General features: G+C 70.3%; 20 protein-coding genes and 1 pseudogene. 7 read left to right on the top strand and 14 right to left on the bottom strand.

The genetic code is table 11. From position 1 onward, the window contains the following. Positions 1-139: 139 nt before the first annotated feature. A complete protein-coding gene (locus MNOD_RS28165) occupies positions 140-721 on the top strand; it encodes a YqaA family protein (protein ID WP_015932378.1) in 582 nt (193 codons plus the stop codon). 8 nt (positions 722-729) lie between these two features. Continuing rightward, positions 730-1,233, top strand: coding sequence for a disulfide bond formation protein B (locus MNOD_RS28160; protein WP_015932377.1), 504 nt, complete (start codon positions 730-732; stop codon positions 1,231-1,233). A 52-nt stretch (positions 1,234-1,285) separates the two neighbouring features. Here the strand turns inward: MNOD_RS28160 and MNOD_RS28155 are convergent, their stop codons facing one another. The 4 genes from MNOD_RS28155 to cpdR all read right to left on the bottom strand — a co-directional run bounded on the left by MNOD_RS28155 (position 1,286) and on the right by cpdR (position 3,546). Then, a complete protein-coding gene (locus tag MNOD_RS28155) occupies positions 1,286-1,750 on the bottom strand; it encodes a DUF1178 family protein (protein ID WP_015932376.1) in 465 nt (154 codons plus the stop codon). A 93-nt stretch (positions 1,751-1,843) separates the two neighbouring features. Next, positions 1,844-2,692, bottom strand: a complete 849-nt coding sequence (locus MNOD_RS28150) for a carbon-nitrogen hydrolase family protein (protein WP_015932375.1) — start codon at positions 2,690-2,692, stop codon at positions 1,844-1,846. Between the two features lie 167 nt (positions 2,693-2,859). Then, positions 2,860-3,117, bottom strand: a complete 258-nt coding sequence (gene grxC, locus MNOD_RS28145; RefSeq protein ID WP_015932374.1) for a glutaredoxin 3 — start codon at positions 3,115-3,117, stop codon at positions 2,860-2,862. A 72-nt stretch (positions 3,118-3,189) separates the two neighbouring features. Then, positions 3,190-3,546 carry a cell cycle two-component system response regulator CpdR gene (cpdR, locus tag MNOD_RS28140; protein WP_012334928.1) on the bottom strand — a complete coding sequence of 119 codons (357 nt, stop codon included), beginning with the start codon at positions 3,544-3,546 and terminating at the stop codon, positions 3,190-3,192. A gap of 134 nt (positions 3,547-3,680) precedes the next feature. On the opposite strand from cpdR, the gene MNOD_RS28135 reads away from it, so the two are divergent. From MNOD_RS28135 to MNOD_RS28125, 3 genes are all read left to right on the top strand, one after another. After that, positions 3,681-4,589 (top strand): glycosyltransferase family protein, encoded by a 909-nt coding sequence (locus MNOD_RS28135; RefSeq protein WP_015932373.1) that lies wholly within the window; start codon positions 3,681-3,683, stop codon positions 4,587-4,589. Between the two features lie 108 nt (positions 4,590-4,697). Next, on the top strand, positions 4,698-5,588 hold the full coding sequence (locus MNOD_RS28130) for an N-formylglutamate amidohydrolase (RefSeq protein ID WP_015932372.1): 891 nt from the start codon (positions 4,698-4,700) through the stop codon (positions 5,586-5,588). A 104-nt stretch (positions 5,589-5,692) separates the two neighbouring features. Continuing rightward, positions 5,693-6,577 (top strand): HpcH/HpaI aldolase/citrate lyase family protein, encoded by an 885-nt coding sequence (locus tag MNOD_RS28125; protein WP_015932371.1) that lies wholly within the window; start codon positions 5,693-5,695, stop codon positions 6,575-6,577. 403 nt (positions 6,578-6,980) lie between these two features. On the opposite strand, the gene MNOD_RS28120 is transcribed toward MNOD_RS28125, so the two are convergent. The 8 genes and pseudogenes from MNOD_RS28120 to MNOD_RS28090 form a co-directional block, all read right to left on the bottom strand. Beyond that, positions 6,981-7,382: a hypothetical protein gene (locus MNOD_RS28120; protein ID WP_015932370.1), complete on the bottom strand. Its 402-nt coding sequence runs from the start codon at positions 7,380-7,382 to the stop codon at positions 6,981-6,983. Between the two features lie 224 nt (positions 7,383-7,606). Then, positions 7,607-8,185: an NADPH-dependent FMN reductase gene (locus MNOD_RS28115; protein WP_015932369.1), complete on the bottom strand. Its 579-nt coding sequence runs from the start codon at positions 8,183-8,185 to the stop codon at positions 7,607-7,609. A 96-nt stretch (positions 8,186-8,281) separates the two neighbouring features. After that, complete coding sequence (locus MNOD_RS28110; protein WP_015932368.1) at positions 8,282-9,607, bottom strand: TRAP transporter large permease; 1,326 nt, start codon at positions 9,605-9,607, stop codon at positions 8,282-8,284. After that, the gene (locus MNOD_RS28105) at positions 9,604-10,191 is read right to left on the bottom strand and encodes a TRAP transporter small permease (protein ID WP_015932367.1); all 588 of its coding nucleotides are present in this window, start codon (positions 10,189-10,191) and stop codon (positions 9,604-9,606) included. The genes MNOD_RS28110 and MNOD_RS28105 overlap by 4 nt, the downstream gene beginning before the upstream one ends. Before the next feature lie 111 nt (positions 10,192-10,302). Continuing rightward, a complete protein-coding gene (locus MNOD_RS28100; protein WP_015932366.1) occupies positions 10,303-11,325 on the bottom strand; it encodes a TRAP transporter substrate-binding protein in 1,023 nt (340 codons plus the stop codon). Between the two features lie 239 nt (positions 11,326-11,564). After that, entirely contained in the window at positions 11,565-12,407 is an 843-nt protein-coding gene (locus MNOD_RS28095) for an HTD2 family dehydratase (RefSeq protein ID WP_043752307.1), read from the bottom strand. Positions 12,408-12,422: 15 nt separating this feature from the next. Then, a pseudogene (locus MNOD_RS48320) lies at positions 12,423-12,794 on the bottom strand (acyl-CoA dehydrogenase family protein); the annotation flags it as partial. A 335-nt stretch (positions 12,795-13,129) separates the two neighbouring features. Then, positions 13,130-13,324, bottom strand: a complete 195-nt coding sequence (locus tag MNOD_RS28090) for a hypothetical protein (protein WP_198157681.1) — start codon at positions 13,322-13,324, stop codon at positions 13,130-13,132. A gap of 479 nt (positions 13,325-13,803) precedes the next feature. On the opposite strand from MNOD_RS28090, the gene MNOD_RS28085 reads away from it, so the two are divergent. Then, on the top strand, positions 13,804-15,840 hold the full coding sequence (locus MNOD_RS28085) for an elongation factor G (protein ID WP_015932364.1): 2,037 nt from the start codon (positions 13,804-13,806) through the stop codon (positions 15,838-15,840). 115 nt (positions 15,841-15,955) lie between these two features. After that, the gene (locus MNOD_RS28080) at positions 15,956-16,267 is read left to right on the top strand and encodes a hypothetical protein (RefSeq protein WP_015932363.1); all 312 of its coding nucleotides are present in this window, start codon (positions 15,956-15,958) and stop codon (positions 16,265-16,267) included. 354 nt (positions 16,268-16,621) lie between these two features. Here the strand turns inward: MNOD_RS28080 and MNOD_RS41790 are convergent, their stop codons facing one another. Further along, the gene (locus MNOD_RS41790; RefSeq protein ID WP_050783415.1) at positions 16,622-17,152 is read right to left on the bottom strand and encodes a phasin family protein; all 531 of its coding nucleotides are present in this window, start codon (positions 17,150-17,152) and stop codon (positions 16,622-16,624) included. Between the two features lie 321 nt (positions 17,153-17,473). Continuing rightward, positions 17,474-17,860: a phasin gene (locus MNOD_RS28070; protein ID WP_015932360.1), complete on the bottom strand. Its 387-nt coding sequence runs from the start codon at positions 17,858-17,860 to the stop codon at positions 17,474-17,476. Between the last annotated feature and the right edge of the window lie 139 nt (positions 17,861-17,999).

The raw sequence follows: 17,999 nt of genomic DNA, 5'->3' as shown, positions 1-17,999 counted from the left end.
GGAAGAGTTCCGGCAGGCGGGACCGGGACGTGCGATGATGCGCAGCATCCGACGCGCGTGCTGCGCACCGCCCTCGCCAGCGCCGCAATCCTGTGCTGAAAGGGCGCCTCCGCACCCGAAAAGACAGGCCCCCGAATCGATGCTCCGCCGCCTCTACGAGTGGATCCTCGCGCTCGCCGCGCGCCCCTCCGCGCCCTACGCGCTCGGGACGGTCTCCTTCGCGGAGAGTTCGTTCTTCCCGATCCCGCCGGACGTCATGCTGGTGCCGATGGTGGTGAGCCGGCCGGACCGGGCGTGGTCCTACGCCTTCGTGGCGACGCTCACCTCCGTGGCGGGCGGGCTCGTCGGCTACGCGATCGGCGCCCTCCTGTACGATTCCGTCGGCCAATGGCTGTTCAATCTCTACGGCCTGACCCAGGGGGCGGAGGCCTTCCGGGAGGCCTATGCCAAGCACGGCCACTGGGTGATCCTGCTCAAGGGTCTCACGCCGATCCCCTACAAGCTCGTCACCATCACGTCGGGCTTCGCGGGCTACGACCTGTTCTGGTTCACGCTCCTGTCCTTTCTCACCCGGGGGGCGCGGTTCTACATCCTGGCCGGGCTGGTGAGCCGCTACGGGATCGGCATCCGCACGGTGCTCGACCGGCACCTGAACGCGGTGGCCGCCGCCGTCGTGGCGGTCGGCGTGGCCGGGTTCGTGGGCTTCCGCTACCTGTTCTGAGGGCGGTCATGACGGCGATCGCGTCCAGGCTCACGGCGCCCCGCCCGGCGGCGCTCGTCCTCCTCGTCGCTGCGGCGGCGACGGTCGGGGGCGCGCTGGTCTTCCAGCACGGCTTCGGCTACGTGCCCTGCAAGCTCTGTCTCACCGAGCGCCAGCCCTACTATCTCGCGCTTCCCCTCGCGGCGGCGGCGGCGCTGCTGCCGGCGCGCTTCGCGCGCTGGGTTCTGGCGGGGCTCGCCCTCCTGTTCCTGGCGAGCGCCGGGCTCGGCGCCTACCATGCCGGGGCGGAATGGGGCTTCTGGCCCGGTCCGAGCGATTGCGGCGGCGGGGCCGGCCCGGCCCCCTCCGACGTCAAGGACTTCCTCAAGAGCCTCGACACGATCCGGGTGGTGAGCTGCACCGATGCCGCGTGGCGCTTCCTCGGCCTGTCGCTCGCCGGCTGGAACGCGCTGATCTCGCTCGCGCTCGCCGGCCTCGCGGGGGCCGCAGCCTTCCGCGCCGGCCGGGCCTGACCCTTCTCATGCCAACGGCCCAGGCTTTCTGACGCAGCAGGTGCTGTTGGTATCAGTTCCGGTCGTCCGGCAGCGGCGGCAGGGGCTGGATCGCGATCCCCTCGTCCAGGAGAGCATGGGCTTCCGCCACGCTCGCCTCACCGTGGATCGCGCGCTGCTCGATCTCGCCGTAATGCATTCGGCGGGCCTCCTCCGCGAAGCGGGGGCCGACATGGTCCGAGGTGCGAGCGACATGCTCGTGCAGCGCCTTGATCATGGCGCGCAGCTCGCGCTCGGGCTCGGACGTCAGCCGGACCGGCTCCGGCCCGGAGGCGGGGGGCTCCGCAGGGGCCGGGGGGGCGGAGCGGTTGCTGCGCCGGCCGAGGGCAGGCGCCATGAGCTGCTTGGCGACCTTCGGGCTCGCGCAGACCGGACAGGCGACGAGGCCGCGCGCGACCTGATCGTCGAACGATTCGCTCGACGGGAACCAGCTCTCGAATGCGTGGCCGGCCTCGCAGGTGAGGGCGTAGCGGATCATGACCGGAATATCGGGATGGCGGGCCGCGCCTGCGAGGGGGCGATCCCCGAAAACGCAGGCTTCCGGGTGCCTCTTAGCCGAAACTCCGCCGGGTCAGGCGCGGCGCGCCGTCGCGGTCTCCACCGTGAAGGGCTTGGCGTGGCGCAGGGCCGGAATGCGGGCGCGCGCGTCGGCCACGAGCCCGAGGTCGATCTCGGCGAGGATCACGCCCGGCTCGGCGCCGTCCGCTTCCGCCAGGATCCGCCCCCAGGGATCGACGATGAGCGAGTGGCCGTAGGTCTCGCGGCCGTCCTCATGGCGCCCGCCCTGCGCCGCCGAGATCATGAACGAGCCGGTCTCGATCGCGCGGGCGCGCTGGAGCACGTGCCAATGCGCCTCGCCGGTCTGGCGCGTGAAGGCGGCCGGGGCGGTGAGAATCTCGGCCCCGGCCTCGGCGAGCGCCCGGTAGAGAGCCGGGAAGCGCAGATCGTAGCAGATGGCGATGCCGAGCCGCGCCCAGGGCAGATCGGCGACGACCGCGCAGGCCCCGCCCGTATAGGTCGCCGATTCGCGCCAGCTCTCGCCGTTCGGCAGGTCGACGTCGTAGAGATGAAGCTTGTCGTAGGCGGCGAGGATCTCGCCCTCCGGCCCGATCAGGAAGGCGCGGTTCGCCACCTTGTCCCCGTGGCGGACGGCGAGCGAGCCGACATGGACCACGATGCCGTGCGCGCGGGCGGCCTCGCGCAGGGCGGCGAGCGTGATGTCCTCCTCCGGCACCGTGATCTTGGCGAACAGGCTCTCGCGGCTGCGCTCGAGGAGCGAGGTCATCTCCGGGGTCTGGACGTAGTGCGCGCCCCGCGCCGCCGCCTCGCGCAGGCCGGCCACGGCCGCGTCGCGGTTCTGCGCCGGGTCGCGGCCCGAGCGCATCTGGACGCAGGCGGCGACGAAGCGGGGTGCGGTCATGGGCGGCTCTCTCGTGCGGCACTTTCAGAGCCGGGCGGCTCTCGCGCGGGGCGGCAGCCTAGAGGATGTCCGATGGGAGTGGAAATCGGTCCGGCACGGCGGAGGGCGCTTCGGCCGGCCGTTCCGCTCCGGATCCCGGATCCTCGCGGGGTCCCCGGACCCTCGCGTCAGCCCGCCAGCAGCGGATCGAGCCTGCCCGCGCGGTCGAGGGCGTAGAGGTCGTCGCACCCGCCCACATGGGTGCTGCCGATGAAGATCTGCGGCACGCTGGTGCGCCCGCCCGCCTTCCCGATCATCTCGCGCCGCGCGCCGGCCTTCACCTCAATGTCGATTTCCGTGAAGGCGGCGCCCTTCTCGCGCAGAAGGGACTTCGCCGCCGTGCAATAGGGGCACCAGCTCGTGGTGTAGATCGTGACGGGCTGCATCCGGCGGCTCTCGCGGGGGTCTCGCACCGGCCGGATATAGAGAACTCGCCCCGAAACGATAAGCCGGCCCGATCAGGCCGCCATCAGTTTCTCGACCTCGTTGACGAGTTCGCGCAGATGGAAGGGCTTCGAGAGGACCTTGGCGTCCTTCGGGGCCTTGGAATCGGGGTTCAGCGCCACGGCCGCAAAGCCGGTGATGAACATGACCTTGATGTCCGGGTCGAGTTCGGTGGCGCGGCGGGCGAGTTCGATGCCGTCCATCTCGGGCATCACGATGTCGGTGAGCAGGAGCTCGAACGGCTCCTCCCGCAGCCGGTTGTAGGCCGAGAGTCCGTTGTCGAACGAGGCCACGTCGTAGCCCGCATTCTGCAGGGCCTTGGCGAGGAAGCGACGCATGTCGTTGTCGTCTTCCGCGAGGAGGATCTTCATCGAGCGGTGTCCCGGCTGTCGATTCGACGCGTTCTTTCCATAAAGCGAGGGCTTGGTAAACAAGGGGTTGATGCGCCGGCCGGGCTGCCGCCGGCGACGGCCAGGACTACGAACCGGACGGCCCCGTGGACGAGATGAAGACCGTGCTGGCGGGGATCGTGGTGTTCCACCCCGACCAGGGCCACCTGCTGCGCCTCGTCGGCGCCGTCGCGCCGGACGTGCGGGCGTTGGCCGTCGTGGCCAATTCGCCGCTTCCGGAGGAGGCCGAGGCGGCTTTGCGCCGCGCGGCGGGCGCGACCCCGCTCACCATCCTGCGGCCCGCCGTGAACGAGGGGGTGGGCGCGGCCTACAACCGCCTGCTCGCCGCGGCCGAGGCCGGCGGCGACGGCTTCCTGTTCCTGCTCGACCAGGACAGCCTGCCAGAGCCCGGGGCCGTCCGCGCCCTCGCGGCCCGGCATGCGCGGCTCGCCGCGGCGGGCGAGAGCCCCGCCATCGTGGCGGCCGAGCCGGTCGGGCCGGAGGGCCGCCCCCTCGGCGCCAGACCCGATCCCGATCCGCGCTGGCCGGACGCGCCGGTCCGGCGCGTCGGTTTCGCCTTCTCGTCGGGCTCGCTCGTCGCCTGCGCGGCCGCGCGGGCGATCGGCCCCTTCCGGGCCGACTTCTTCATCGACGCGATCGACGTCGAGTGGGGCATGCGCGCGGCGTATCGCGGCTACGCGATCTTCGTGGCGCCCGACATCCGCATGGCGCACGCGCTCGGCCGCGGCGTCATCCGGCTGCCCTTCGGCCTCGCCCTCACGGACCAGCCGCCGCGGCGCCTCTACACCTTCATCCGCAACCAGCTCGCCATGCTGCGCCTCGCCCATGTGCCGCGGGCGCACAAGGCCAGGACCGTGCTGCTGCTGCCGGCCCGGATCGGGATCTATCTCGCCCGCAACCGCTTCTCCCCGGAGGTGCGCCGCGCGATCGGATGCGGTCTCCTCGACGGCGCAAGGGCGCGGCTCGGCCCGCCGGAGCGCGTTTTCCGGCCCCGCGCATCGTGACGCCCTTCCGTTATGCGCACCAGTGGACAGGCCGGGACCTGAGCGTCACATTGGCCCGATGAGGTTGTGTCCCCCTTCCCTCCCCGTCGCGCAAGCCCGGGCGGCCGGATGAGCGGCCCGGGTCCCGAGAGCCTCTTCACGCCGCCCTTCGTCGTCGACGAGCCGGAGCGGCAGAGCCTGCCCTACGTGTTCAACACCGGGCATTCGGGAGCGGTCTATCCGGCGTCCTTCCTGGCGGCCTCGCGGCTCGACGCGGTGTCCCTGCGCCGCTCCGAGGATGCCTTTGTGGACCGCCTGTTCGCGCCGGTGGTCGGGCTCGGCGCGCCGCTGATGCGGGCCTGCTTCCCGCGGGCCTATCTCGACGTGAACCGCGAGCCCTACGAGCTCGACCCGCGCATGTTCGACGGGCGCCTGCCGCCCTTCGCCAACATCCGCTCGATGCGCGTCGCGGGCGGCCTCGGCACGGTGCCGCGCGTGGTGGCGGACGGCCAGGAGATCTATCGCGGCCGCCTGCCGGTGGAGGAGGCGACGGCGCGGATCGAGGGGCTCTACAAGCCCTATCACCGCACCCTGCAGGCGCTGCTCGCGCGCACCGTCACCGTCTTCGGATACGTCGTCCTGATCGACTGCCACTCGATGCCCTCGACGAGCCTCGGGCGGGAGGAGGCGCCGCGGGTCGACATGGTGCTGGGCGACCGCTTCGGCACCGCCTGCGCGCATGACCTCACCGCCTGCGTCGAGGCCGCCCTGCGCGAGGAAGGCTTCCGGGTGGTGCGCAACAAGCCCTATGCGGGTGGCTTCATCACCGAGCATTACGGCGAGCCCTCCTTCGGCCGCCACGCCCTCCAGATCGAGATCAACCGCGGCCTCTACATGGACGAGCGCACGCTGACGCCGATGCCCGGCTTCGAGGCCCTGGTGGCGAGCCTCGCCACGGTCTTCGGCGCCGTCGCGTCCCTGCCCCTCGATCTCGCGCCCCCTCGGATCGCCGCCGAGTGACCGGCCCGCAGCCGGGCGTGTGCGGCGCACAATTTTTCGGCTAGAGCATTGTCCGATGAACCGGCATCCGCCTCGCCGCAAGATGCTTGAGAGGAAACGACGCCATGACCGATCTCCGCCTGCGCCGCAGTGTGCTCTACATGCCGGGCTCCAACCAACGTGCCCTGGAGAAGGCGAAGACCCTGCCGGCGGACGCGCTGATCCTTGATCTCGAGGACGCGGTGGGGCCGGATTCGAAGGAACTCGCCCGCGAGCAGGTCTGCGCCGCCGTGCGCAGCCGCGCCTATGGCGACCGCGAGCTGATCATCCGGGTCAACGCCCCGCAGACCCCCTGGGGCGAGGCGGATCTCAAGGCCGCGATCGAGGCCGGGCCCGACGCGATCCTGATGCCCAAGGTCTCCTCCTCCGCCGTCCTGGAGAACATCGCCGATCGCCTGGAGGCCCTGGACGCCCCGGCGCATATCCGGGTCTGGGCGATGATCGAGACGCCCGCCGCCATCCTCAACATCCAGGCCATCGCGGCGGCGCGGCGCAATCCGGGGACGCGGCTCGCCTGCTTCGTGCTCGGCACCAACGATCTCGCCAAGGATACCTGGACGCAGATCGTCCCGGGCCGCGCCCCGATGATGCCCTGGCTGATGATGGCGCTCGCCGCCGCTCGCGCCGAGGGACTGACGATCCTGGATGGCGTGTTCAACGATTTCGCGGATGTCGAGGGCTTGCGCGAGGAATGCCATCAGGCCCGCATCCTCGGCTTCGACGGCAAGACGCTGATCCACCCGAATCAGGTCGAGCCCGCCAACGCCGCCTTCGCGCCGACGGAGGCCGAGGTCGAGATCGCCCGCAACGTGATCGCGGCCTTCGAGCGCCCCGAGAATGCCAAACGCGGCGCCATCCAGATCAGCGGCCGGATGTATGAGCGCCAGCACATCGGGATGGCCCGCCGGGCCGTCGCCTGGGCCGAGGCCATCGCGGCCAGGGGCCGCTGACGCCGCTGCTGGGCATGGGCCGCGATGCGGCTGCATCGCGGCCCATGCCGTGCGGGTCCCCGGCCTCACTTGCCCGTGCTGCGCATCGGCCGGAAAGTGTCGGGGCTCAGAGCCTGTTTGAGCAGTTTATTCCACCCTCGCCCTCATCTTGAGGTGCTTGCGAAGCAAGCCTCGAAGGAGGGTTCCAGTTTTCTCATCGGGTTCTGGAGTTCTCCTTCGAGGCTGCCGCAAGCGGCAGCACCTCAGGACGAGGGCGAGGGAGAACAAGCTATATGAAATATAAAGCCATCATAAGCTTGCCCTCGGCACCCAAACAGGCCCTCAATCGAACCTGCCTGCGTGGCAGCTTCCACGACCGTCTTCCGAACAGGAAAGGGCGGCCTCGTCTCCTGCTGGACATCCTCTAACGGGCGGGCTTCTTGGCCGGCTCGGGCGTCGGGATGCTGCCCGTCTGCGCGACCTTGTCGCGTGCCTGATCCAGGCGCTTGGTGATCGCGGCGAGTTCGCGCTGGGTCGCGGCGAGCTGGGCCTTGGCCTTCTCGCGGGTCGCCGTCACCTGGGCGATCTCGTCGCGCGTGGCGCCGATCTTGCCCTGCATCTCGCGCAGCTCGGCTTCCACGTCGCGGAACTGCTTCTGCCAAGCCTGGAGCGCGTCGCGCTCCCCCTCGGCCTGAGCCAGACGGGCTTCGAGGCTGTGCTGGCCCGCCGCGGTGACGCCGAAGGCGCTCCACCCGAACAGGGCGAAGCCTCCGAGGGCCATGACGACCAGGCTGGCGGGGGATGGGCGGAAACGCAGAACGGACATCGGATCCTCACCAGGCGTGAGGCTCGGACCGAGAGGCCGGAGCCCGGGACGTCCCGATCGGCAGGTCGGAGACATCATCAGGAATGACTAGGTTTCCTTAACAGGCTCTTGCGGGTGGCCAGTTCAGCGCATGATCCGCTCATCATGAACGCGGCCGGATGAACTGTCCGATTCGTTCTCCGGAACGACCGCCACTCACGCTCGGGGGGGCGGCTTCGACGCAATCAATACGGCGTGCCGTGGCTCCGCCGCGCCCTCAGGGCCTCGGCGTACCATGTGAGCTCGTCGAAGAAGCGGCCGGCGGAGGTGTCCAGCCAGGGCTGGAGCGGCGCCCCGTCCGGATCGAGGGCCTTGTGCACCTCCGGGATCGGGAGGAGCGAGGGGATGCTCGGCATGCCGAGTTCGCCGAGCATGGCCCGCAGCTGCATCGCCGCCCGCACGCCGCCATAGCGCCCGGCCGAGTAGCAGACGATTCCCGAGGGCCGCCAGAAATACTCCTCCAGGAAATGGTCGAGCGTGTTGGAGAGCGCCGGCGGGATGCTGTGATTGTACTCCGCCGAGACGATCACGAAGGCGTCGGCGCGCCGATAGGTGGCGGCGAGCGATTCCAGGACCTCGGGCGCCTCGCCGGCCGGATATTCCTTGTACATCCGGTCGAGGAGCGGCAGGGCGAGGGCGGCCGGGTCGACGAGCGGCGCCTCGTGGCCGCGGGCTTCGAGGGCCTTCACCACGTAGCGGGCGGCCCGCGCGCCGTTCCGCTCGTGGCGGACGGAGCCGAGGATGACGGGGACGACGAGGGCCATGGCGTGCTCCTGGGAAGGCGATCTCGCCCCGGAAAGCTAGAGCGCACCCCGCCGAAGTGTCCCACGGTTCTGCGAATGATGCGGAATCAAGGAGCCTCACATCATCCCGAGGAGGCGCGGCAGCCAGAGCGACAGGGCCGGCACGTAGGTCACGATCACCAGGAAGACCAGCATGGTGAGGAGCCAGGGCCAGACCGCGATGGTGAGTTCCGTGATGCCCATCTTGGTGATGCCCGACGCCACGTAGAGGTTGAGCCCCACCGGCGGGTGGCACATGCCGACCTCCATGTTGACCACGATCAGGATGCCGAAATGCACCGGGTCGATGCCGAGCTTGGCGGCGATCGGGAACAGGATCGGCGCCATGATCAGCACGATGGAGGACGGCTCCATCACGTTGCCGGCAACAAGCAGCAGCACGTTGACGATGAGCAGGAAGACGACCCAGCCGAGACCCGCCTGCGTGATCCAGCTCGCCATCGCCTGCGGGATCTGCTCGCTCGTCATCAGGAACGAGAACAGCACCGCGTTGGTGATGATGTAGAGCAGCATCGCGCTCATGTTGGCGGAATCGAGCAGCACCCGCGGCACGTCGCGCCAGGTTAGGTCACGGTAGACGAAGACCGCGATCACGAAGGCGTAGACGGCGCTCACCGCCGCCGCCTCGGTGGGCGTGAAGGCGCCGGTGTAGATGCCGCCGAGCACGAGCACGATCAGCAGCAGCCCCCACATGGACTTGCGGAATGCCACCCAGCGCTGGCGCCAGGAGGCGCGCGGCATGCGCGGGTAATCGTATTTGCGGGCGCGGTACCAGGTGGTGAAGCCGAGCAGCGAGGCCAGCATCAGCCCCGGCACCACGCCGGCCACGAACAGGGTCGAGATCGAGGCCGAGGACACCCGGTTGCCGTCGGGCCCGAACACGACGGCGCCGCTCGTCGCCACCGCGTACATCACCATCACGATCGAGGGTGGGATCAGGATGCCGAGCGCCCCCGAGGTGGTGATCACGCCCGCCCCGAACCGCTTCGGGAAGCCCTGCGCCACCATGGCGGGCAGGATGATCGAGCCGATCGCCACCACGGTGGCGGGGCTCGACCCGGAGATCGCCGCGAAGAGCGCGCAGGCCATCACGCCGGCAAGGCCGAGGCCCCCGTGCCAGTGACCGACCATCGAGGTCGCGAAGGCAATCATCCGCCGGGCGACGCCGCCATGGGTGAGGAAATTGCCCGACAGGATGAAGAACGGGATCGCCATGATCTCGAAGTTCTCGATCCCGGTGAACAGCTTCAGCGCCACCGCCTCGATCGGGACGCTCGTCATCACGAACAGGAAGGTGAGCACCGACAGGCCGAGCGCGATCGAGATCGGCATGCCGGTGAGCATCAGGGCGATGAGCAGCCCGAAGATGACGGCGCCGTTCATCGCGCGCGCTCCTCGGCCGCGAGGTCGCGGGCGGCCTGCGGGCTCTCGACCACGCCCTCCACGTGGCCGGGATCGTGGTGGGGCAGTTCGCCCGTGTGCGCGAAGCTCCAGGCGACCTGGAGGAAGCGGAAGCACATCAGGTAGGAGCCGAGCGGGATGGCGAGGTAGACGATCCAGCTCGGGATCTCGAGGTCCGGCGAAGTCTGGTCGGTGTCGACGAGGCCGAGCACGAACTTCGCGCCCATCGTGCCGATGATCGCCGTGAACAGCGCCCCGCAGAGCAGGCCGAACAGGATGACCTTGTTGCGGATCGCCGGGTCGAGCCGGTTGACCAGCACATCGACCCCGACATGGATGCCGGTGCGCACGCCATAGGCCGCCCCGAACTTCGCCATCCACACGAACATGTAGATGCAGAGCTCCTGCGCCCAGGACAGGTGGATCGCCGAGGTGATGGGGAAGAGGAGATCGATCCCCGAGGCGTAGCGGTGGACGACGGCGACGAAGATCAGGAGCGTTGCCGCGGCCATCAGGCTCGCGATCAGGACCTCCTCCAGGCGGTCGAGGACGCGCAGCAGGATCATGGGACGTGACGACCTCGCGGAGAGCCGGGTTCTAAGTCGCGGGATCCCCCTCTCCCGGACGGGAGAGGGAGGGTCTTCTTCCGGTGATCCGGGGCTTGAGGCCCGGGCCGCCTACTGCGTGCGTGCCTCGCGCTGGAACTCGTCGATCACGTCCTTGCCGACCCGCTTCGACATCTCGACGGTGACCGGCTCCAGGGCCTTGTGCCACGCCGCCTTCTCGTCGGGGGTGAGTTCGATGAAGGTGATCTTGCCCGATTTCTTCATCTCCTCGAGGGCATCGGCGTTGTCCTTGCCCGCCATCTCGTTGGCGTAGGTCGTCGCCTCGGCCATCGCCTTCTCGAGCTGGCCGCGCACTTCCGCGGGCAGGCCGTTCCAGAATTTCTTGTTCGTGATTACCGCATAGCCGATGTAGCCGTGGTCGGAGAGGGTCGCGAACTTCTGCACCTCGTGGTGCTTCTGGGTGAACATGTTCGAGGGGGTGTTCTCGGAGCCGTCGACGACGCCCGTCTGCATGCCCTGGTAGACTTCCGAGAAGGCCATCACCTGCGGGATCGCGCCGAGCGCCCGGAACTGGGCCTCCAGCACCTTCGAGGACTGGATGCGCATCTTGAGGCCGCGGAAATCCGCCGGCTGGCGCAGCGGCCTGTTGGCGCTCATGATCTTGAAGCCGTTGTCCCAGTAGGCGAGGCCGGTGATGCCCTTGGATTCGAGCTTCTCGAACAGGCGTTTGCCGAGCGGCCCCTCGGTGACGCGGCGCAGCGCGGCCTTGTCGGGCAGGATATAGGGCAGGTCGAAGACCTCGAACTCCTTCGCGCCGAGCGGCCCGAACTTCGCCAGCGAGGGCGCCAGCATCTGCACGGCGCCGAGCTGCAGCGCCTCGACCTCTTCCTTGTCCTTGAAGAGCTGCGAATTGGGATAGACTTCGACCTTGACCTTCCCGGCCGTGTACTTCTCGGCGAGCTCCTTGAACTTGTCCGCGCCGCGGCCCTTGGGCGTGTCCGGCGCGGTGACGTGGCTGAACTTGATGACGATGGGGCTCTGCGCAAGCGCGGGGCCACCGAGGAGGAGAAGTGTGGCGGCGGCGCAAAGGGCGCGGCGGGAGAGCGGCCCGGGACGGCCGGCGGAACGGGACATGGCGCTTCCTCGCGGTTCGGCCAGGTTCGGCCTGGTTCTGGCGGCCGACCCTGGCAGGCGGGCCGGCGGGGCGCAATGCGACGATCGCTTAATACCAACGGCCCAAGATGCTGCCGCGCATGCTCACGCATCGGACCGTTGAGCCGTCTCGAATTTTCGACATCAAACCAGAGGCTTGGCGACAATTCGAGAGCGGAACCAACGGTCACATGAAAATGACCGTTGGTAATAAGGCGGCATCAGCCGGACGCCTCCATGCAGAGATCGCCGCCCGCCGCCGCGGTGAAGCCGGAAAAGCCCTCCTGGTCGCGGCGGCCCGCGATCGTGAAGGTTTGGCCCGCAATCAGCGGCGACAGGCCCCGATAGCGGAAGCGGGCCGGCACGCGCCCCAGGAGCCGGGCCGCGAGATTGAGGAGCAGGCTCGCCTGCAGGGGCCCGTGCACGACAAGGCCCGCATAGCCCTCGACCTGCGTCGCGTAGGGAAAATCGTAGTGGAAGCGGTGGCCGTTGAAGGTCATGGCCGAGTAGCGGAAGAGCAGCACCGGCGTGGCCTCGATCCGCCAGGCGAGGTCGGGGGCCGGATCCTCCGGTGCGCGGGGCACCGCTGCGCTGGGGGCGCCGGGCCGGCTCGCCTCGCGGTAGACGATGTCCTGCCGCTCGCGGATCGCGATGCCGCGCGGCGTCTCGTAATCGTGCCGCACCGTGACGAAGCAAAGGGCGCCGGTGCGGCCCTCCTTGACGGCGACATCCGAGACGGTCTCGCGGCGCACCACGCGGTCGCCGAGGCGCAGCGGTTGCAGGGTCTCGATCTCGCCCCCCGCCCACATCCGGCGCGGCAGCGGCACCGGGGGCAGGAAGCCGCCCTTCGCCGCGTGCCCGTCCGGCCCGAGCGAACCGGCGGCCGGCGTCTCGGGGGCGAGGCACCAGTGCAGCGCGAGCGGCGCCTCCCCGTCCCCCACTTCCGCGAGGTGGGGCGCGAAGGTCGCCCGGTACTCCGCCACGAGGCGGGGCGTGACGAGATCCTCCACCTCGCGCGTGCGGCCGATCCAGCCGCGCAGGTGGTCGATGTCGAGTCCGGGCATCAGTGGGACCTCGGCCAAGCCGAGCACGTGCTCGGCGGGGAAGGACAGGATTGGGTTCGCGGAGATCGGCGCCACTTGGCAGAGCCGCGTCTCCCGGAACTTTCGCCCGACGTCGTATTCCCCGGCGAAGCCGACGCCGCCATGGGTCTGGATGCAGGCATTGGCGGCTTCGAACGACGCGTCGGCCGCCAGCTTCGTGGCCATGTTCGCCTCCGGGCCCGGATTGGCACCGGTCTCATAGAGCCGCAGGGCCTCCCGTACCATGAGTCCCGCGGCGCGCATATGCGCGTAGGCGGTGGCGTCGCCGACGCACTCGGCCGCGATCAGGATGCGCTCGGCATTCATGCCCGAGAGAATGTCGCGGAAGCCCCATCCCTCCTCGCCGAGTCAGCGGAATGCGACCCGGGAAAGGGTGAGCGGGTGACGGGAGGACGGGCGAGACGATCCTCGATCATCTCCGGCCGCGTCAGGCGGACATCCTCGTCTGGGTTGCCGCGGTCTCACTCGACATCTGCTTGCTGGCTTCGCCATGCGGATCTCGGCTTCGCTCAAGCCGGTGCGGAGCAGAGCTCCGCGCCGCGCGGGCCAGCACGCTCTCGGCCGGGCCAGGAGATCATGTGCCTTCATCTCCGTGTGGGCGTGGCCGCTGCCGTAGCCGGTGATGTCGAGGGTGATCGGCCGCGGATGGCGGGCGCGCAGCTCCTCCCCGCGCGGGCGCCGCCTCACTCGCAGAAGGCGAGATCCCCCGTCGGCAACGCGGCGCAGCCCGCGCCCGCCCCGGAAGCCGGGCGCGCGCTCATCGGCGCGACGCGGGTGGCGCCCGGCATCGTGGGGCGCCCCACGGCGGTGGAGAAGCCGATCGCCAGGGCGATCAGGGCCACGCTCGCGAGCCAGCCCAGGCGGAAGACGAGCATCATGTGCGACATCGCTGCACCTCGGCCGCGGGCGGGAGCGCCCGGGCGCCCCGCCGCATCGTCATCCTGTCGATCGCCATCGGATCGTCCTTTCCTTTGGGCCGGTGCTGCCAGCGGTCCACCCCGACGCAATGGACCGGCCTCGGCGGCCGGGCCCAGGCTCCGGACCGCCGAAAGCGCGAAGCTCCGGTGTTCGCGCCCCCATCAAATGAGAAGAGCGCCGTTTGATCTTCCGGGCGATGTATTTCCGGGGCGCGGCAGCGCCCCGATCCGGTATTCGGAGGCATTGTTATGCAAAATGATCTGATTCGACATCCTCCGAATGGAGGAGAGGCGTGACCGAAGGGTGGGCCGGCGAGAGCATGCCGGGTCGCTCGCATCCGCTCGGCCGGTAAGATCCGCCTGGACCCGCGCCCGGCCCGGTGCTTAACTCGCGCGCAAGTGCCCGTTCAAAGGGCCGTACAGGCCGGAGGAGGCGTCACGTGGCTGGGCAGACCCGGTGCATCGCGATCGTCGGACCGTTCCAGAGCGGCAAGACCGCCCTGCTCGAAGCCATCCTGCACCGAACGGGCGCGATCGACCGCCCGGGCCGCGCAGCGTCCGGCAACCGTGTCGGTGATACCTCGGCGGAGGCGCGGGCTCACGGCATGAGCGTGGAGCCGGCCGTCGCGAGCGTGAGCTTCCTCGGCGACACCTTCACCTTCATCGACTGCCCCGGCTCGGTCGAGTTCGCGCACGACATGCGGGCGGTGCTGCCGGTCTGCGATGCGGCAATCGTCGTCTGCGAGGCGGACGAGCGCAAGCGGCCGGCCCTCGAACTCGTGCTGCGCGACCTCGAGGCGGCCGGCATTCCGCGGCTCCTCTTCATCAACAAGGCGGATGCCGCACCGGGCTCGCTGCGGGAGGCGCTCGCCCTGCTCCAGCCCGCCTCCAGCGTGCCGCTCCTGCTGCGTCAGATCCCGCTCTGGCAGGGCGAGACCGCGGTCGGCTTCATCGATCTCGCCCTGGAGCGGGCCTTCATCTATCGCGAACAGGCGCCGAGCGAGGTGATCGCCCTGCCGGAGGGCGAGTGGCCCCGCGAGAAGGCCGAGCGCTTCACCATGCTAGAGCGCCTCGCCGACCACGATGATGCGCTGATGGAGGACCTGATCTCCGAGGTGGAGCCCGCGCGCGACCGCGTCTTTGCCGATCTCACCCGGGAGCTGCGCGAGGGGCAGGTGGTCTCGGTGCTGTTCGGCGCGGCGGAGCACGGCAACGGCGTGACGCGGCTCCTCAAGGCGCTGCGGCACGAGGCGCCGGGGCTCGCCGAGACGCGGGCCCGGCTCGGCGTCGATGCGGAGGGCTCAGGCCTGGCGCAGGTGGTCAAGACCCTGCACGCGGGATTCGGCGGCAAGCTCTCGGTCGCCCGGGTGCTGCGCGGGGTGCTGCGCGAGGGCGACGGCGTGACGGGCAGCAGCGGAAATTCGGCGCGCATCGCCGGCCTGACCGCGCTCACCGGCGCCTCCGGCACCCGGGTGCCAGAGGCGCGCGAGGGCGAGGTGGCGGGGCTCGCCAAGCTCGACCCGATCGCGACCGCCGAGACGCTGCAGGTGGGGAGCGAGGCACCGCCCGCCCTGGTAACGCTCGCCCGGCCCGAGCCGGTCCATGCCGTGTCCCTGCGCATCCGCGACCGCAAGGATGACGTGCGGCTCGCGGGCGCCCTCGCCAAGGTGCTGGAGGAGGATCCGGCGCTCGCCCTCGAACAGCATGCCGATCTCGGCGAGATGCGGCTCGCCGGCCAGGGGGAGATGCACCTGCGGGTGGCGGTGGAGCGGCTCACCTCCCGGTTCGGCATCGGGGTCGATCTCGACCGCGCGAAGGTCGGCTATCGCGAGACCATCCGGGGCTCCGCCACGGCACGGGGACGCCACAAGAAGCAGACGGGCGGGCACGGCCAGTTCGCCGATGTGGCGATCGCGGTCCGGCCGCTGCCCCGCGGCGAGGGGTTCCTGTTCGAGGACGAGGTGGTGGGCGGGGCGGTGCCGCGCCAGTTCATCGGCTCGGTCGAGGCCGGCGCCCGGGCCTACCTGGCTCGCGGGCCCCTCGGTTTCCCGGTAGTCGACATCGCCGTGACCCTGAAGGACGGGGCCGCCCATGCGGTGGATTCCTCCGACGCCGCCTTCCAGGCCGCGACGCGGATCGTGATGGACGAGGCCCTGCCCAAGGCCGGGCCGGTGCTGCTGGAGCCGATCCTCGCCGTCACCCTGGCGGTGCCGAGCACGGCGACCGCACGGGCGACCGGCCTCGTCACGGCGCGGCGCGGCCAGATCCTCGGCTTCGACGCCCGGCCGGGCTGGCCGGGCTGGGATCAGGTCGAGGCGCTGATCCCGGAGGCGGAGATGAACGGCCTGATCGTCGAGCTGCGCTCGGCCACGGCCGGGGTCGGCAGCTACACGGCGCGCTTCGACCACATGGCCGAGCTGACCGGACGGCCCGCCGATGCGGTCCTCGCAGCCCAGCCGGTGCGCAAGGCCGGCTGACCGGGCCCCCTGCGATCCACAGGCGTCCACCGCGATCGCGCGATTGCGGTGGATCGGGACGACCGGGCGTTAAGGCCCCCTCCTCCACTCTCCGGCTCCGGACGAGGAGGAGATCATGCGGACCGGTCTTCTGATGCTGGGAGCGGTGGCGGCCACCTGCCTGCTCGCCGTGCCGGAGGCGCAGGCCAGGGGGCGGCGCATCGGGCTCGGCATCTTTTACTCGAGCGCGCATCCGCGCTCCGCCCCCGAGGCCAAGCCCGTTCCTGCCTCGCCTCCCCCGCTCCGCACGGCCTCGGCCGAGGATGGACCGGTGCCGGCGACGACCGGCACGACGGCGCCGCCCCCGGCGCCCGCCAAGCCGGTCCGGCCGTGGTGCGCGGGCGGGCGCGTGTTCGGGAGCGGCAGCGGCTTTTGCGAGATCAACTGATACGGTTTCCGGTTGATCTGTTCGGAAACGAGAGGACGCGCAGGGATCCTCTCTCCCGCACGGGAGAGAGGATCCCTGCGCGTCCTCGTCTCGGAAGGAATCAACCGGAAACCGTATCAGTTCACGACCGGCCCGGCTGACCTTGACGGATGAACCCGGCCGCAAGGGCGCCCCGTCCGATGGCAGCCACCCCGCTCCTCATGCTGAGGTGCTCCGAAAGAGCCTCGAAGCACCCCGGACCGGTGCTCCCATCCACCAGAGCCTCGGACCACCGTTCCGGCGTGCTTCGAGGCCCGCTGACGCGGCCACCTCAGCATGAGGAGCGGGGCGGCTTCCACGCAGGTCAGGTTCTATTTAGAAGGCGCGGCGTCGCAGGGCGAGGCGGGCGAGATCGCTCCAGCAGGCCAGCGCTGCCGCGAGGCTGCGGCGGACCTCCGCAACCTGTAGTCGCGCCACATCGGCTGGGGTCCGGGCCTCGCACAGGGCGCTCCAGAAGGACAGGGCCGCCTCCGTCTCGTCGCGCATGAAGGCGAGGACGCGCGTGTTCATCTCGGCGAGGCCGGCCAGACCCGGCTCCGTCTCGTCCGGTGCCGGTGCCGGCTCCCTCGCCTGATCCGATGCCTGATCCGATTGCGGCTGCGCCTCGGGGGCTGCTGCGGCAGGCGCTGCTTCGGGGATCATGTCCTGGGGCATGGCCGCCGGAATCCGGGTCTCATCCGTCGCAGGCGCGGATGCGGCGTCGAGCCGTGCCGCCGCGGCGTCCGGCGCCGGGACGGCCGAGTCGGCCAGAACCGCAGGCGCTTCCGCCGGCGAGACCATCACGGCCTCCGGCTCTCCGTCAGCGGCGGGCACAGCAGGCGCGGTCTCGTCTTCGAGGCGTGCCATCGGGGCGGCCGTGCCGGGGAGGGGCGAAGGCCCCTCCTGCGCCGGGGTGGAGCGCGCGGCCTCGGAGCCCTGCCCGCTCCGGCTGGATCGGGCACGGCTCTTGGGCTCTTGCCGTGTCGCGCTCTCCGGCGCCGAACCGGCATCCGCTTCGGCGGAGAGCGTCCTCGTGCGCGTCCGGCTGGACGGCTTCTTCGCGGATCGTCTCCTTCGTTCGGTCGTCATGGCTGACCTCACGCCCGCGCAGCGTCTCATCGTCGGCGGCAGGCCGGACGCGTCGGGGCGGCACTACGGCGCCGCCCGGCGGAGCCGCAGCCTCGTCCGTTACGCCTTGTCGGAGCCGGCCTTGTCGGGGCCGGCCTTGGCGGCGTCCTCGGTCAGGGTGGTGAACTCCTTCGCCTGCGTCTGGAGCGCGGCGATCTGATTGCGCATGTACTCGCCCTGGAGGTCCATCGCCTCCTTGAGGTTGCGCGACTTCACGAGCTTCTCGGCCAAGTCGAAGGTCGCCGCGAGGTGCTGCTCCGTGTAGTCGAAGCCCTTCGTCACGGCGGTGCCGGCCTTGGTCTGGGCCGTTTCCGTGGAGGACTGGACCGTTTCGGCGAGTTTGCGGGCGGTGCCGAGCAGATTGCCGAGGGCCGTCTTGGCCTGCTGGAGGCCCTTCTCGGCGGTCTCCCGCATCTCGTTCGGGATCTCGAAGCCCTTGTTGGTCATGGTCGTTTCCCCGAGAGGTCCTGTCCGCGCCGTCCGGCAAGTTGTGCGACGCAGCAGAATTATGTTGCAGTGCAGCGCGGGTGTCAACCGGCCGGCGCCGGAAGCCGGGCTGGTCGCGCTGCGGACGAGGCCCGCCGGG

Origin of the sequence: Methylobacterium nodulans ORS 2060, assembly GCF_000022085.1 — a bacterium.
Classification (GTDB): domain Bacteria; phylum Pseudomonadota; class Alphaproteobacteria; order Rhizobiales; family Beijerinckiaceae; genus Methylobacterium; species Methylobacterium nodulans.
The sequence above is the reverse complement of the archived record's forward strand: the minus strand, read 5'-3'. Positions and strand labels throughout refer to the sequence as shown.

Excerpts from the sequence above, each read along its gene's own strand:
- MNOD_RS28165 (WP_015932378.1), top strand. The coding sequence starts at position 140 with ATGCTCCGCCGCCTCTACGAGTGGATCCTCGCGCTCGCCGCGCGCCCC.
- MNOD_RS28160 (WP_015932377.1), top strand. The coding sequence starts at position 730 with ATGACGGCGATCGCGTCCAGGCTCACGGCGCCCCGCCCGGCGGCGCTC.
- MNOD_RS28155 (WP_015932376.1), bottom strand. The coding sequence starts at position 1,750 with ATGATCCGCTACGCCCTCACCTGCGAGGCCGGCCACGCATTCGAGAGC.
- MNOD_RS28150 (WP_015932375.1), bottom strand. The coding sequence starts at position 2,692 with ATGACCGCACCCCGCTTCGTCGCCGCCTGCGTCCAGATGCGCTCGGGC.
- grxC (WP_015932374.1), bottom strand. The coding sequence starts at position 3,117 with ATGCAGCCCGTCACGATCTACACCACGAGCTGGTGCCCCTATTGCACG.
- cpdR (WP_012334928.1), bottom strand. The coding sequence starts at position 3,546 with ATGAAGATCCTCCTCGCGGAAGACGACAACGACATGCGTCGCTTCCTC.
- MNOD_RS28135 (WP_015932373.1), top strand. The coding sequence starts at position 3,681 with ATGAAGACCGTGCTGGCGGGGATCGTGGTGTTCCACCCCGACCAGGGC.
- MNOD_RS28130 (WP_015932372.1), top strand. The coding sequence starts at position 4,698 with ATGAGCGGCCCGGGTCCCGAGAGCCTCTTCACGCCGCCCTTCGTCGTC.
- MNOD_RS28125 (WP_015932371.1), top strand. The coding sequence starts at position 5,693 with ATGACCGATCTCCGCCTGCGCCGCAGTGTGCTCTACATGCCGGGCTCC.
- MNOD_RS28120 (WP_015932370.1), bottom strand. The coding sequence starts at position 7,382 with ATGTCCGTTCTGCGTTTCCGCCCATCCCCCGCCAGCCTGGTCGTCATG.
- MNOD_RS28115 (WP_015932369.1), bottom strand. The coding sequence starts at position 8,185 with ATGGCCCTCGTCGTCCCCGTCATCCTCGGCTCCGTCCGCCACGAGCGG.
- MNOD_RS28110 (WP_015932368.1), bottom strand. The coding sequence starts at position 9,607 with ATGAACGGCGCCGTCATCTTCGGGCTGCTCATCGCCCTGATGCTCACC.
- MNOD_RS28105 (WP_015932367.1), bottom strand. The coding sequence starts at position 10,191 with ATGATCCTGCTGCGCGTCCTCGACCGCCTGGAGGAGGTCCTGATCGCG.
- MNOD_RS28100 (WP_015932366.1), bottom strand. The coding sequence starts at position 11,325 with ATGTCCCGTTCCGCCGGCCGTCCCGGGCCGCTCTCCCGCCGCGCCCTT.
- MNOD_RS28095 (WP_043752307.1), bottom strand. The coding sequence starts at position 12,407 with ATGCCCGGACTCGACATCGACCACCTGCGCGGCTGGATCGGCCGCACG.
- MNOD_RS28090 (WP_198157681.1), bottom strand. The coding sequence starts at position 13,324 with ATGATGCTCGTCTTCCGCCTGGGCTGGCTCGCGAGCGTGGCCCTGATC.
- MNOD_RS28080 (WP_015932363.1), top strand. The coding sequence starts at position 15,956 with ATGCGGACCGGTCTTCTGATGCTGGGAGCGGTGGCGGCCACCTGCCTG.
- MNOD_RS41790 (WP_050783415.1), bottom strand. The coding sequence starts at position 17,152 with ATGGCACGCCTCGAAGACGAGACCGCGCCTGCTGTGCCCGCCGCTGAC.
- MNOD_RS28070 (WP_015932360.1), bottom strand. The coding sequence starts at position 17,860 with ATGACCAACAAGGGCTTCGAGATCCCGAACGAGATGCGGGAGACCGCC.